This is a genomic window from Massilia horti, from assembly GCF_004614195.1.
In the GTDB taxonomy this organism is placed as follows: Bacteria; Pseudomonadota; Gammaproteobacteria; order Burkholderiales; family Burkholderiaceae_D; genus Telluria; species Telluria horti.
In genome coordinates, this window is sequence record NZ_SPUM01000146.1 from 18,179 (window position 1) to 31,555 (window position 13,377).

Genomic DNA, 13,377 nt, shown 5'->3' on the forward strand with positions numbered 1-13,377 from the left:
ACGTCATCCTGCTGGTGACGCTTTCCGCGGTTCTTACCGGCTGGCGCGCAGCACTTCCATTTCGGCCCGCAAGGTGCTGCGTTCGGCATGGGCGGCGTCGAGCTGCGCACGCAGTTCCCTGACCTCCGCCGCCAGATTGTCACGCGCGGTGGTGGCCCCGATCAGCTCCATTTCGGCGGCAAGGCGAGCATCCGATTCCGCCGCCGACGCCGTCACACCGCGCTCGACCTGCTGGCGCAGTTCCGCCAACTGGGCATCCTTGCCTTCGATGGCCAACTGGTCTTTTGCCTTGCCGACCAGGGCATCCATCGCGACCTGGCGCGCATTGCGCAGCTCGACCGTCAGGCGCTCGATGGTTTCGGCGTGCTCTGCTGCCGTGGCCAGGGCCTGGTCGCGGGCGCTCGTGATGCTGGCCACCTGCGCGAGCAGTTCGTCGCGCTCGGCTTCGAGCTCCTCGCCCGCCTTGAGCAGGGCGTCCATATCGCTTTCGGCCTGCGCAAGCGCGTCGTTGGCGCCGGCGCCGGCTTGTTGGGCGAATTGCTGTGCCCAGCGGCCCAGGTCGGCGACAATCGACTCCGGAATTTCAGGCTTGGGCGCTTCCGGCTTGGCTTGGCTGGCGCGCCATTCAACCAGATGCTTGTGAATTGTGCTGGGGGAACCAGTGCCGAGGGCCTCGCGCACCGCTTCAATGGTTACCCGCATGCCGTCGTCTTGTAAGCTGATGGCCGCCGCCGTAACCTCGTCCAATGTGACTTCTTGGCGTGCCATATCCATCTTCATTCGGGGTATCGTTGTTGGAAGCTCATATGATACTCGAAATAAAAGACGACAAAGTTGTCTCAGAGCAACGATTTCGTTACGCAGCCGTGGCTGGTCATGGTGAACAACAATGGCGAGAGCGGGCCTCCTCCCGGACCCAACCGGAATTCTGGCTGGCCTACTGTTGCGGTGAAGCGGTCGGCATGGTCGGCGGCGGCGTCGATTCAGCAGGCCGATTCAACTTGATTGCCATGTGGGTGAGGCCGGATTGCCGCGGAGCGGGAATCGCCGCTGGCCTGGTCGATGCCGTAAAAAACCGGGCAATCGCCAGGGGACACACGCGCGTGATTTTGGACGTATCCCCAACTAATACCAGGGCGGCGGATTTCTATCGCAAGCAAGGCTTTGCATTCATTCCCGAATGGGAACCGCTTGCCAGTCATCCGCACATCCAGGTGCAGACGATGGAATGGCTGGCGCCGGCTACTTGAACGTGCGCAGGTAGGCCAGCAGGTTGTCGACCTTTTCCTTGTCGCTCATCCCCCAAAAGCGCATCTTGGTGCCCGGTACCACGTCGCTTGGCGAGGCGATAAATTGGCGCAGGGTGGTCTCGGTCCAGACGATTTTCGAGTTTTTCATCGCCGGAGAATACGCGTAATCGGTTGTGGCGCCGGCCTTGCGGCCGATGATGCCGTTCAGTTGCGGTCCGAATGCGCCGTGCGCGGAAGGTCCCACGCTGTGGCAGGACGCACAACGGCTGTCGAACACCGCTTTCCCCGCCTGTGGGTCGCCCGCTGCAGCCGCAAACAGGGGGACAGCCAGGGTAAACATAACAGCTACTTTTTTCATCATAAAACGCCGAATTCGAGGTGGACGTTACTCTAGCACTGCTGGCGTGCCTGGGGCGTCGCCCAAACAACAGTGCCGTATCAGTGCGGTATCAGTTGCGGTTCGCCTGATTTTTCGTTGTTCTTTCCTCGTAGAATCGCCACACAGATAATTACAAAGGGAAGGCAACCATCATGCAAAAAGCAATTCAGCCATTGCGCGTGGCAATCATCGGCGGCGGCATTTCCGGCTTGTCGAGCGCCTATTACCTGCTCAAGCAGGCCGACCGCCCGCTCCAGATCGACATCTTCGAACGCAAGGAAGTGCTTGGTGGCAACGCCGATACGGTCGTGGTCGACTTGGGCAGCTATGTCGATAGCCGGGGCTGCCGCCATGCCTACTTCCGCTGGGCCGATCTGGGCGTGAACGACGTCAACCTGGCCACGTACGTGGAGCTGAAGAAGGTGATGGAGGATATTGGTTACCTCGACCAGCTCAAGCCGCTGCAGGACACGGCGTGCTATTTCAACCGCGAAGGCTCGCTGACCATCACCGACGATGGCGCCCTGCGCGATGGCGTCAGCAATCCGCAATTCAGCCTGGCCAACGCGGATAACGGCAAACTCGCACCGCTGATCAAGGTCGTTCATCAGAGCGCGTTGAACCTGCTCGATACCGTCAACCCGCAATACACGGTCGGCCATTTCTTTAATGCGTGCGTGGTCCAGCCCGCGCAAATGCTCGGCAAGGCCGCCGCCCAGCTGAAGATCGAGATCGATTGGGACGACCCGAAACTGCCGGAACGCCTGGCCAAGGTCCGCGACGATATCTATTACCCGCGCATCGCCGCCATGTACTTTACCGACGAGCGCGGCCCCGCCTTTTTGCCCTTGCAGTCGCCCTTCCAGTACTACCGTCTGCAGGAGGGCGCCGAAGCGACCAATCCCGACCGGCGCTATTTTGATAATGGGGCGCAAAAATGGCTTGAGGCCCTCGAGGATCACCTGCGTAAGAAGTCTGGCAGGCATGTAAAAATCAACATTTACACGAATGCCGAGGTGGGTGTCCACGTGCGGCCGGGAAGTGTACTGGTGTTTGGCGAAGGCCATCCGCCTGCGAACTACGATTTGTGCGTACTCGGCACCCACGCGGACGATACCATCGGCCTGTTGAGCTTTGACCACGACATGACCGACTGGGGCCGGCGCATCAACGCGGTACTGTCAAAGGTCACCTATACGCGCACCTATGCCGTGTGCCACACCTACGGGGGCAAGCTGCCCCAGAACATCAATGTCTGGCGTACTTACAACGTGCTGCAGCGCGAGTCGACCGATACCAGTTTTCCGTATCGAATGACGTATGTGGAAAACCTGCACCAGAACGACCCGGTGAACCCGCGCTACTCGCGCGCGGGCCTGCCGCTGTTTTTGACGTCCATGGTCAAGTCGCTGGACGAGATTCCGGTCGAGTGCATGCTTGACCGTGTGCGCAGCCCGGAGCGCATGGACGCCAGCATGTTGGACGCCCTGCCCAAGGCCACCCAGCGCCAGCTGGAGGGCAAGATGATGCGCACCGGCTATCGCGCCAATCACGACATGCTGCATGCAGGCCTGGCGGACAAGGCCTGGACCGTGTTCAAGCACAACGTGCTGGACGCCGAGTGCATTGCGGCCCAGGAAAGCATCCAACTCTACAACCGCAGCGTCGCACAACAGATCGGCGCCGGCCAGCAGCCGACCTGCGCCCTGCTGTTCGGAGGCGGCTGGACCAACGGCGCGGGCTTGCACGAGCAGTGCCTGCTGCAGTCGAAACAGATTGCTACGTGGATCCTGCGCGGCGAGGTCAGTCCAGCGGCAGGTCTTGCGCCAGCCGCTGCCGCCACAACGGCATGACCCAGGCCAGACCCGCTACGCGGCCGTCGCGCATCAGGTCCAGCATGCCGGCCTGGTGCGCCGGCGTCGGCTGTTCGAGCCATGCCGCGCTGCTTCTGGCCAGCGCGATGTGATGGCTGGCCCAGGCGCATGGCTCCTGCGCCACCAGCTGCTCGAAACGATCGGCCAACTGCCGCGCTTGGGCCGCCTGCCGGTGCAGGAGCCGGTTTTCCATCGCGCTGACGTGGAAGCGATACAGGTTGTGCGCCACGCAGCCTTGTTCGAGCAGTTCCTGGCCGCGCGCCAGCATGCTGGCGCTGGTTTGTTCGTCGGGCTCGACCAGCGCCAGCGTCGACAGCACCCACGGCCCGATGAACTTGTAGAGCTTGAGCCGCTCCACGCTGTCCCACGCTTGCAAGGCCAGCGCATGCGCTTCGTCGTGCTTGCCCTCGAGCAGCAGCACCCGGACCATGCTTTCGTTCAGGAAGGGCTCGAAACGGCTGGCGCCGATCTTGCGCGCAAGATCGAGCCCCTGCTCCACCTGGGCGCGCGCATCAAACGCCTGCCCGGTCGACAGCAGCGTCCAGCCGGCCGTCAGCCGCGACACGATTTCCGCGCGCCGATTGCCCACCTTGCTGCCGAGCTCGGCGGATGCAAGCGCATCGGCCATGGCATCAAGCGTCTGGTTCAGGTAGATGCGCGTGGTTCCGAGCATGAAACGGTTTGACGCTTCGATGTCGGCCAGTCCATGCGCTTCGCACAGGGCGAGGCAGTCGCGGAACACCTGCTGGGCGGTAACCATGCGCCCTTGCGCGTAGTACGAGTCGCCGATTCCGCTGAGCGCGCGGGCCTGGGTCTCCTTGCTGCGCGCATGGTGCTGGGCTTGCTCATGCAATTGCCGGCTCATCGCAAAATCGCCGCGTGGAAAATAGATGTTGCCCTTGAGATAGTACAGCTCGCCCAGGCCTTCGTCGCTGCCCGCCGCCGCGGCTTCACCGATCGCCTGGTCGAGCAAGGCCTCCTCCGTGCGCAGGTCTTCCAGTACGTTCAGGGCCGTTGCCAGCCCGATCACGGCTGGTACTCTCTGGGCCTGCCCTTCGGCCAATCCCAGCGCCGCCGCGAAGGCATCCCTTGCCTGTGCGGTATGACCCATCTTGGCGTGGCACTGGCCGGCGAGCAGTTGCAGCCGGTATTCGTCACGCGGGGCATAGTCGACGCGCTGGCAGGTTTCGATCAGGTCGAGCGCGGCGTGGTACTGGTAGCCGGCGATGCATGCGGCAGCCACGTCCAGCAGCGCGGCGGGCGCGTCGCGATGCCGGGCCTTATCCAGGTGCCGTGCGCGCAGTTGCGGATCGACGTTCCCGTAGCGCTGGGCGAGCGCGACGTGGATCTCGGCGCGTTGCCCGGGCGGGATAGATTCATAGATGCCTTGCATCACCAGATCGTGGACAAACGCGTAGTTGTCGCGCTCGATTGGACGCACGATGTATTGCCTCACGCAGTCGAGCAGGTCATGGCCGGGCTGTTGCAGCACGTCGCGCAGGAAGGACAGCGAAAAATACTGGCCGATCGCCGACGCCACCCGCAGCGCGCGTCGTTGCTGTGGTGGCAGCTGGTCCAGCTTGGTCTGGACCAGGTTGGACAGGCTGCCGGGCAGCGCCTGCCCGCGATCGGCCAGCAGCAGCTGGGTCAGGAATAGCGGATTGCCCTGGGCGCGCGCCACACAGCGGGCATGAAAATCGGGATCGGAATCGCCGGCGTGGCGAGCCATCGCCATCGCTTCCGCATTGCGCAAGCTGGCCAGGTCGAGCATGGTGACCGGCATGCCGTGCAGGTAGGGGCGCAGCGCCTGCTCGAACGGGTCTTGCTCGAAGCGCGATGACAGCAGCCAGATGATGGGCGCTTCTTGCACATCGGGCAGCAGGGCTGCCAGCGTGGCCGTCAGTTCCGGCGAGCTCCAGTGCACATCTTCCAGCACCAGCAGCAACGGCCGCTCGACAGCCCGGCGCAGGATCAGCTCCCGGATCGCCTCGACCTGGCGCCGCTCGCGCGTTTCGTGGGCCATTGCGCCGTACACGGCCGCCGCCGGGGCGGGCTGCGGCATGCCCAGGATGGCGCGAAAGTACATCGCCAGTTCTTCTGGCAACCGGGCTTGTTGCAAATGCCGGGCAAGCTGGCGTTCGGTTGTCGCCTCCGGCGGCAGGCCGAGCAGGCTGCGCACGAACTGCGCCAGCGGGGTGGCGTCGTCGCGCACGCCAAAATCGAGCACGACCGCGGTGTGGCAGTCGATCAGGTTCTGTACCGCGATGTCGGTAAATTCCTGGACCAGGCGGCTTTTGCCGATACCCGCCACCCCGCGCAGGTACAGGATGTGGCCGCACTGGTAGGCCAGTGTCGTTTCCAGCGTTGCCTTGAACTGCTGCACTTCGACATGGCGCCCGATCAGCGGGTACTGCGCGACCTGCAAGCCCTGGCGTTCGTGCGTCAGGTGCAGCAGGCCGTCCGCGTAGACGGTGGGTTCAAAGACGAAGTGCTCGCCGACTTGCCTCGCAAGATTGTGCTCGGCGAAGACAAAGGGAATGCCCTGCGCCGCCGCACAGGCAGGCAACAGCGCCAAAAGGTGGTCCTGGAGCGCGGCGGCGGAATCCTCAGCCGGCCATTGCCGGTTGCGTACCACGAGCGCTGTTGCGCGGCCGCGCAATAGGTTCGCCAGCGCAAGGCCGCACTGCAGGCAGCGCACGGCATCGCTGCCATAGGCGCGCGGCAGTCCGAACACGGCAAGCCCTGGCCCCTGCTGCTGTCCCCCGTACTGGGCAATGATGTCGGCCATCTGCCCGGCCAGCTCAGCTGGCGCCGGCTCGGCCAGCAACAGCTGCAGTTCGAGCACATTGCGCTGCTCCTGCTCCTCTCCGTCTTGCTGCTCCGGCGCTGCCCCCGCGCGTTCAGCCGGCGCCTGGACCAGTTCTTCCAGTTCCCGCGCATACACCCGGGCCAGGTGGCTGGCGGTCCGGTACAGCACTGGCTTGCCGGTTTCGGCGCGCTTGATCGACGCGATCGACACGCACAGCCGGTGCTTCATGCACAACTCGGCCAGCGCATCCTGGCTGAGCCCGAGCTGTTTGCGCAAGGCTTTCAGCCGGTCAGGATTGAGGATGACTTTGCCGTCCTGGATCGACGCTTGCTCTTCGCCTTGCATTAGTGCCGTCTATTATGCATATGATAATTGAATGGCAATATATCATGAACTGCTGGCTGATTTTCCACTGGTTCGACGCGAGTGCCGATTTGCTTAAAAAATAAACAGATAAATCGTTTAAATGGGATAAATGAATTAAATCGTTAATACCGTTTATTTTGTTCTCTTTCGCAAGGAAATCGGAAAACCTGCTGTTTCTATTTTGTAACCACGATTTACCTTCGGCAACCCGCAGAAATGCATAGCGGGTAAAGTTGTCCACGTAGATATCCACAGCGGCGCGAGTCGACCCGTGGCAGCATCGGTGCCGCTGGCGTACTATACGGCTGCGCCCGGCGCGGCTGATCCTGCGCCGCCTGTTGGCCAACCTGATTGGAGTCGTCTTGAGAAAACTTGCCACCATCGCCCTCGCCTGTTCCCTGCTCGCGGCGCACGCGGCGCAGGCCGCCATTCCGGTCTATGGATTCCTGGTCAAGAACACTTATCCACATGATCCGATGGCGTTCACGCAGGGCCTTTCCTACCGTGATGGCTACCTGTACGAGACCACCGGCCAGAATGGCCAGTCCTCGGTGCGCAAGGTCGAACTCAAAACCGGCAAGGTTTTGCAGAAAAAGGAACTGGCGTCCGAATTTTTTGGCGAAGGCTCCGCACTTGTCGATCAGGAACTCATCGGCCTGACCTGGACCTCGCATGTCGGCTTCGTCTACGACCTCAAGAGCTTCGCCCTCAAGCGCCGTTTCAACTACGCTGGCGAAGGCTGGGGCCTGGCGAGCGACGACCGTTATTTGTACATGAGCGACGGCAGCGCCGACATCCGCGTGCTCAATCCGAAAACCTTCGAGGAAGTGCGGCGCATCCGGGTAACGGCCGAAGGCAAGCCGATTACCAACCTGAACGAGCTGGAGGTGGTCGACGGCCAGATTTTTGCCAACGTCTGGACCACCGACGTCATTGCCCGCATCGATCCCGCGAGCGGCAACGTGGTCGGCTGGATCGACCTCACCGGCCTGCTGCCACCCGACAAGCGCGGCACTACCTCGGTCGACGCGGTGCTCAACGGCATTGCCTACGACAGCAAGCACCGCCGGCTGTATGTCACCGGCAAGCTGTGGCCGAAGTTGTTCGAGATCGAGCTGGTGCAGATCAAGCGTCCGTAAGACGCCTAGCTGCCAACCGTAATGACCACTTTGCCAAAGTGCGCGCCTGACGCCAGGTAGCGGTAGGCTGCTGCGGCCTGGTCGAAGGTGAACACGCGATCGACCACCGGCTTCAAGCCGACCACGTCGGCGAACCGCACCAAGTCCGCAAGCATGGCGCGGCTGCCGACGACAATGCCGACCATGCGCTTGGCACCGGACAGCAGCGATGCAACATTGGTTTCGTCGCCAAACCCGCTGGCCCCGCCGATGATGGCGACGCTGCCGCCCATGCTCGCAGCCGCCACCGAGCGGCTCACCGTATCCTGGCCTTCGAGCACGACGTTCGCGCCCAACTCGTCCGTCAACCGCAGCACTTCCTCGTGCCATTCGGGTGTGGTGAGGTGATTGATCGTGTGGTGTGCGCCCAGCTCGCGCGCACGCCGCAGGTGTTCGTCGCTGTTTGAGGTGATGATGGTGCGCATGCCCGCCGCCTTTGCCATCTGCAGGCCGAGCACCGACACGTCGCCCGTTCCCAGCAACAGCACCGTGTCGCCCGGCTTGATCCGTTCGTTTGAGGCGAAGATTGCATTCCATGCGCTGACGCCGGCGCACGGCAGGGCGGCCGCATCGACAAAGCTCAGGCTGGGCGGAATCTTGACCAGCGCGCGTTGGTCGATAATGACTTCCTCGGCCAGCATGCCGTCGATATCGCCGCCGAGCGAATGGCGGATTTTTTCCGGCGACATTCCCCCCTCTTCCCAGCAAGGAAAAAAGGACGCCGCCACGCGGTCGCCCACCTTGAACCGGGTCGTTCCGTGGCCGACCGCCACGACTTCGCCGGCGCCGTCGGAACAGGGGATGATCGGGTCGTCGACCGTCATCAGGTAGTTGCCGCTCGCCACCATCAAGTCGCGATAGTTGAGTGATACCGCATGCACCCGTATCCGTACTTCGCCGGCCCCGAGCTCTCGGTCGGGAAGGTCCGCACAGCGCAAGCCGTCGATGTTTTCGCCGGGAAGTATTTGGTAAGCGCGCATCCATTCCTCCGGTGTCTTGGCCAACATCAGCCGCTACGGCATTCTAGCCGTGAGGAATAATTGGCAGCGCGCGTTCCGGGTAAGTACAAACCCCAACCGCTTGCACCGTCGTTCCCGGCACTGCCGGAAACGACTTCCTGCGGAGGCGGGAACCGCGCCACTGGCGCTGTTCCCCCCATAGGCCGCATGCTACGCCGGCTCAGTATGGGCCCCCGCCTTCGCGGGGGCGACGTGGTGAGGTAGCGCAGCGTGCTGGGTTTAACAGCGTTCCAGGTCGCGCTGCGCGCGAAGCACGCGCAGCGCGATTGGATCAGAACCCGTAGGTGGCGCGTGCGTAGACGAAACGGCCCGAGTGCCCGAACGGACCGTAGTTCGAGAACGGCGCGTTGTTGGTCGTGTTCAGCGCCGGCGGCAGCGTTTCTGGATAGACGTCGAACAGGTTGTCCGCGCCCAGCGCCAGGTTCAGGTTCTTGCTGAGCGCGTAGCGCGCCTCGAGGTCGACCACGGTTTTGGCGCCCATCTTGAAATCGAACGCCGCCGTGGTGCCTGGCGAGAGCACTTCGCCGTAACGGGTCGCGCGGACCGTCGTGCCCCACTGGCCCAGCTTCCAGTTCATGTTGGCGCTGAGCTTGTTCTTCGGCTGGCCCTGTTCCAGAGTCAGCACGTTGACGCGGTCAAACAGCGACGGCGCCGGGTTCAGTGCCGTGAGCTGGGCGGTGGTCGGCACCTTGGTCACTTCGGTGCGGTTGATGTTGCCGGCGACCGTGAAGTCGAACTTGCCCGCGTCGCCAAGGTTGACCGGCCAGCTCACCACCACGTCCAGGCCCTGGTTCTTGGTGTCGACGCCGTTGATGAAGAAACGGCCGCCGCCCACGCCGATGAAGCCCTGCGTGGTCAGGTAGCTGCGCACGTTGGCCTGGGTCAGGTTCTCCGACAGCACGATGCGATCCTTGACGTCGATGCGGTAGGCGTCGACCGTCACGTTGACCGGATCGAAACGCATCACCGCGCCCAGCGACAGGTTGACCGATTTTTCGGCCTTGAGCGGCGTGGCGCCGAGTGCCTTCGCGACCGGGTCGGTCGGCTTGAAGGTGGTGATCTCGAACGGCACGCCGTTGATGAAGTTGGTCGCGGTCGAGGTGTAGTTCTGCTGCTGCATCGACGGCGCGCGGAAGCCATTCTGCAGCGAGCCGCGCAGCGCGAACTGCTTGGAAAAGTCGTAGCGGCCCGCGACCTTGCCGGCCAGGCTGTTGCCGAAATCCGAGTAGTGCTCGGCGCGGATGGCCATCGAGCCGAGGAACTCGGGCGTCAGGTTCGCTTCCAGGTCGACGAAGGCGCCGACCGCAGTGCGGCGCTGGGAGGTCTCGTTGGCCGGACGGAAGCCCGGGAACACCTGCGCACCCGGGGCGGCCGGGGTGCCGTTCGCCAGGATTTCGCCGCCGTAGCGGTAGGAGTCCGGCTCACCGGCCTTCAGCTCGTAGCCTTCGCGGCGCGCCTCGGTGCCAACCGCCACGTTCAGGGGCGAAGCCAGGCCGCCCACCGCGACCGAGCGCACGCCGGTCAGGTTGAACACCAGCTGGTCATACGAAAAGCCGCCGGCATCGAACCGGGTCTTGCTGGATGGGCCGATCGAGCGGTTCAGCGTGTTCTGGATCTCGTAGCGCATCTTGTTCTGGCCGTAGCCGAGCGAGGCGTCCATGTCCCAGTCGCCGAGCGTCCAGGTCACGCCGCCGGTGCCTGCAAAGTCGTCCACCGTCGGCGCGATGATCGGCAAGAAGCCGTCCGGGTAGATCGACATGATGTTGCGCGCGTCCTGGGCCGGGCGGAAGTAGCCGGCCGAGCGCGCCTTGCGGTTCTGGTAACTTGCCCAGCCATACAGCTTGACGCCGTCGCCCAGCGTGTTGCCGGCGTTGGCGAACAGGGTCGACTGCTTCATCTCGGGGTCGCCGAACCAGGCGTTGAAGCGGTTGAAGGTCATCTCCTTCGGGTCGTAGGCGTTGTTCACCTTCGGGTACTGCTGGCGCATGTCGTAGCCGCCGCGCTCGGTGCGCGCCTGGTCCTTGTATTCGGCCGCCAGGGTGATGTAGCCGGTATCGCCCCAAGGCAGGCCCTTCCAGGCGCTGACGGTGGTGGCCTGGCCGTCGGTGCGCTTGCGCGAGGCCGGCGCGGTCCAGGTGCCGCCGGCCGGTGGCACGTCGTTCGACAGGTCGTATTCGGTGATGCGCGCGCCATAGGTGAGCGTGCCCTCGCCGCCGCTCTTGTCGGTGCGCAGGCGGACATTGACCACGCCGGCGATCGCGTCCGAACCGTACTGGGCGGCCGCGCCATCGCGCAGCACCTCGATGTTCTTGACGATCGCGGTCGGAATCGTGTTCATGTCGACCGCCGCCGAGCCGCGGCCGATGCTGCCGTTGACGTTCACCAGCGACGAGGCGTGGCGGCGCTTGGAGTTCACCAGCACCAGGGTCTGGTCGGGCGCCATGCCGCGCAGGGTGGCCGGGCGCACGGTGTCGGTGCCGTCGGTGATGGCCGGGCGCGGAAAGTTCAGGGACGGCAGGGCGACCGAGAGCGCCTGGTTCAGTTCGGTGGTACCGCTGGTCTTGAGCGTATCGACCGGGATGATGTCGACCGGCGAGGCCGTGTCGAGCGCGGTGCGGTTGGCTACCCGCGTGCCGGTCACGACCACGGTGCCGGCATCGGCGTTGGCAGTTTCCTGGGCAGAGGCACCAGCCGCGAACAGCGAGGTGATTGCGATGGCGAGGACTTTCTTTTTCGATACGACTTTCTTGTGCATATTATTGTCTCCCTGTTTGTTTTACGGCGCTTGTCGCGCACTTTGTTTTCTTCGCAACAAGTGCCGCAGCCATACTGGGGCGCGCACAGGTGGATGTCAATACTGACAACGAACCCTTGTCGGGGGAATAACAACAGTCGGGGCAGCTTGCAGGTCAGGGCGCGCCGCAGTCGGCTCAGGTTTTCGTGCCGCTGCCGGGCGTGCGCGGCGCCTGCATACGGTTTAGCCCGGCTTTTTGCATTTCATCCTTGAAAATCTGCAGCTCGTCGCGTTTCCGGGGCGGCCCCGATGACCGATACGTATAGTGTCAGCATCTCTGGCTGCGGGACTGCAGCTGGGTATTCAAGGAGACGACATGAACCTCGAAGCAAACGTGACCACCGCCCCGATCCGCCGCGCCCGCCAGGTCAAGCGCAAGACCCGCATCACGATCTACCTCGACGACGAAGTGCTGGCCGAATTCCGCTCGTTGTCCGAACGCAGTGGCACCGGCTACCAGACCCTGATCAACGCAGCGCTGCGCAGCGGCTTGCCGGCCGGCGGGGCCGAGCCGCGCCTGGCCTGACGGATTGGCGTTTCCGGGGCTTCCGCCCAAGGGGGGAAATGATTACACTTGGCAAGTATTTGTGCTAATCTTCCCGCTCTTTTAACCCCGGAGGGACTTATGAAAAAAGGCGAACTGATCGCGGAATTTGCGAAGCGCACCGAGATGTCCAGCGCCGCCGCCAACGCTGCGGTGAACACGGTCATCGACATCATCACCGAGCGTCTGAAAAAGGGCGACACGGTGGGCATCACCGGCTTCGGCACCTTCTCGGTGACCAAGCGCGCAGCCCGCAAAGGCCGCAACCCGGCAACCGGCGACGTGATCAAGATCGCTGCGTCGAAGACCCCGCGTTTTGCTGCCGGCGCCACCCTGAAGGCCGCCGTCAATCCGAAGAAGAAGTAAGCTGCACCCCCCACGGCAAGGCGCCGCAGCCCGGTCCTCGCGACCGCTGCGCGCCGCGCCTGCTTTTCCCTCCTCCCTGCCCCGAGCTGTCGCATGAGCTTTGCCACCTGGTTTTCGTTTTTCGTCGCCGGCGTATTGATCGCCGTGTCGCCCGGCTCGGGCGCGGTGCTGTCGATGTCGCACGGCCTGGCGTACGGCTTGAAGAAGGCCAGCGCCACGGTGATCGGCCTGCAGCTTGGGCTGATGCTGGTGTTTGCGATCGCCGGCGCCGGGGTCGGTTCGCTGCTGCTTGCGTCCAGCGTCGCGTTCATGGTCGTCAAGACGGTCGGCGCGCTGTACCTGATTTACCTGGGCCTGTCGCAATGGCGCTCCAAAGCCGAAGCCAGCGCGGTCTCGACCGATGGCCTGGCCGCGCATCCCTCGTTCGGCCAGCGCGTGCTCACCGGGTTCCTGACCAACGCCACCAACCCCAAAGGCATCATCTTCATGGTCGCGGTGCTGCCGGGCTTTATTTCGGCCCACGCGCCGCTGCTGCCGCAACTGCTGATCCTGGGCGTGACGATGATGGCAATCGACGTCACTGTCATGCACGGCTACGCATTCCTGGCCGCCTCGATGCAGCGCTTTTTTCGCGACCCGAGTGCGGTCAAGCTGCAGAACCGCTTCTTCGGCGGCATGCTGATGGTGGTCGGCACCCTGCTGTTCTTCGTCAAACGCACCCACGGCGCGTGACGGCCGGGGGCCATCGCTGGCCCCGGTCTTACACCTACTATTTACTGGCAGAGTGAAACTTTCTGT

General features: G+C 63.5%; 11 protein-coding genes. 6 read left to right on the forward strand and 5 right to left on the reverse strand.

Annotated features, from left to right (window positions below; genetic code table 11):
- Positions 1–33: 33 nt before the first annotated feature.
- Positions 34–768 carry a DNA-binding protein gene (locus E4O92_RS22985; RefSeq protein ID WP_229483684.1) on the reverse strand — a complete coding sequence of 245 codons (735 nt, stop codon included), beginning with the start codon at positions 766–768 and terminating at the stop codon, positions 34–36.
- A gap of 38 nt (positions 769–806) precedes the next feature.
- Here E4O92_RS22985 and E4O92_RS22990 point away from each other — a divergent pair, with 38 nt between their 5' ends.
- Positions 807–1,250 carry a GNAT family N-acetyltransferase gene (locus E4O92_RS22990; protein WP_135191969.1) on the forward strand — a complete coding sequence of 148 codons (444 nt, stop codon included), beginning with the start codon at positions 807–809 and terminating at the stop codon, positions 1,248–1,250.
- On the opposite strand, the gene E4O92_RS22995 is transcribed toward E4O92_RS22990, so the two are convergent.
- Positions 1,243–1,590: a c-type cytochrome gene (locus E4O92_RS22995; RefSeq protein WP_135191970.1), complete on the reverse strand. Its 348-nt coding sequence runs from the start codon at positions 1,588–1,590 to the stop codon at positions 1,243–1,245. The genes E4O92_RS22990 and E4O92_RS22995 overlap by 8 nt on opposite strands.
- A 191-nt stretch (positions 1,591–1,781) precedes the next feature.
- Here E4O92_RS22995 and E4O92_RS23000 point away from each other — a divergent pair, with 191 nt between their 5' ends.
- Positions 1,782–3,482 carry an oleate hydratase gene (locus E4O92_RS23000; protein ID WP_135191971.1) on the forward strand — a complete coding sequence of 567 codons (1,701 nt, stop codon included), beginning with the start codon at positions 1,782–1,784 and terminating at the stop codon, positions 3,480–3,482.
- On the opposite strand, the gene E4O92_RS23005 is transcribed toward E4O92_RS23000, so the two are convergent.
- Entirely contained in the window at positions 3,433–6,657 is a 3,225-nt protein-coding gene (locus tag E4O92_RS23005) for an AAA family ATPase (protein WP_135191972.1), read from the reverse strand. The genes E4O92_RS23000 and E4O92_RS23005 overlap by 50 nt on opposite strands.
- A gap of 383 nt (positions 6,658–7,040) precedes the next feature.
- On the opposite strand from E4O92_RS23005, the gene E4O92_RS23010 reads away from it, so the two are divergent.
- Positions 7,041–7,817, forward strand: a complete 777-nt coding sequence (locus E4O92_RS23010; protein WP_135191973.1) for a glutaminyl-peptide cyclotransferase — start codon at positions 7,041–7,043, stop codon at positions 7,815–7,817.
- A gap of 5 nt (positions 7,818–7,822) precedes the next feature.
- Here the strand turns inward: E4O92_RS23010 and E4O92_RS23015 are convergent, their stop codons facing one another.
- Both E4O92_RS23015 and E4O92_RS23020 read right to left on the reverse strand, forming a co-directional pair.
- Positions 7,823–8,836: a zinc-dependent alcohol dehydrogenase family protein gene (locus E4O92_RS23015; RefSeq protein ID WP_135191974.1), complete on the reverse strand. Its 1,014-nt coding sequence runs from the start codon at positions 8,834–8,836 to the stop codon at positions 7,823–7,825.
- A 310-nt stretch (positions 8,837–9,146) separates the two neighbouring features.
- The gene (locus tag E4O92_RS23020; RefSeq protein ID WP_135191975.1) at positions 9,147–11,630 is read right to left on the reverse strand and encodes a TonB-dependent receptor plug domain-containing protein; all 2,484 of its coding nucleotides are present in this window, start codon (positions 11,628–11,630) and stop codon (positions 9,147–9,149) included.
- 355 nt (positions 11,631–11,985) lie between these two features.
- Between E4O92_RS23020 and E4O92_RS23025 the strand changes: the two genes are divergently transcribed.
- The 3 genes from E4O92_RS23025 (at position 11,986) to E4O92_RS23035 (ending at position 13,311) form a co-directional block, all read left to right on the forward strand.
- Entirely contained in the window at positions 11,986–12,195 is a 210-nt protein-coding gene (locus E4O92_RS23025; protein WP_135191976.1) for a BrnA antitoxin family protein, read from the forward strand.
- Between the two features lie 57 nt (positions 12,196–12,252).
- On the forward strand, positions 12,253–12,579 hold the full coding sequence (locus E4O92_RS23030) for an HU family DNA-binding protein (RefSeq protein WP_267873799.1): 327 nt from the start codon (positions 12,253–12,255) through the stop codon (positions 12,577–12,579).
- A gap of 93 nt (positions 12,580–12,672) precedes the next feature.
- Complete coding sequence (locus tag E4O92_RS23035; protein WP_135191978.1) at positions 12,673–13,311, forward strand: LysE family transporter; 639 nt, start codon at positions 12,673–12,675, stop codon at positions 13,309–13,311.
- The last annotated feature ends 66 nt before the right edge of the window (positions 13,312–13,377 follow it).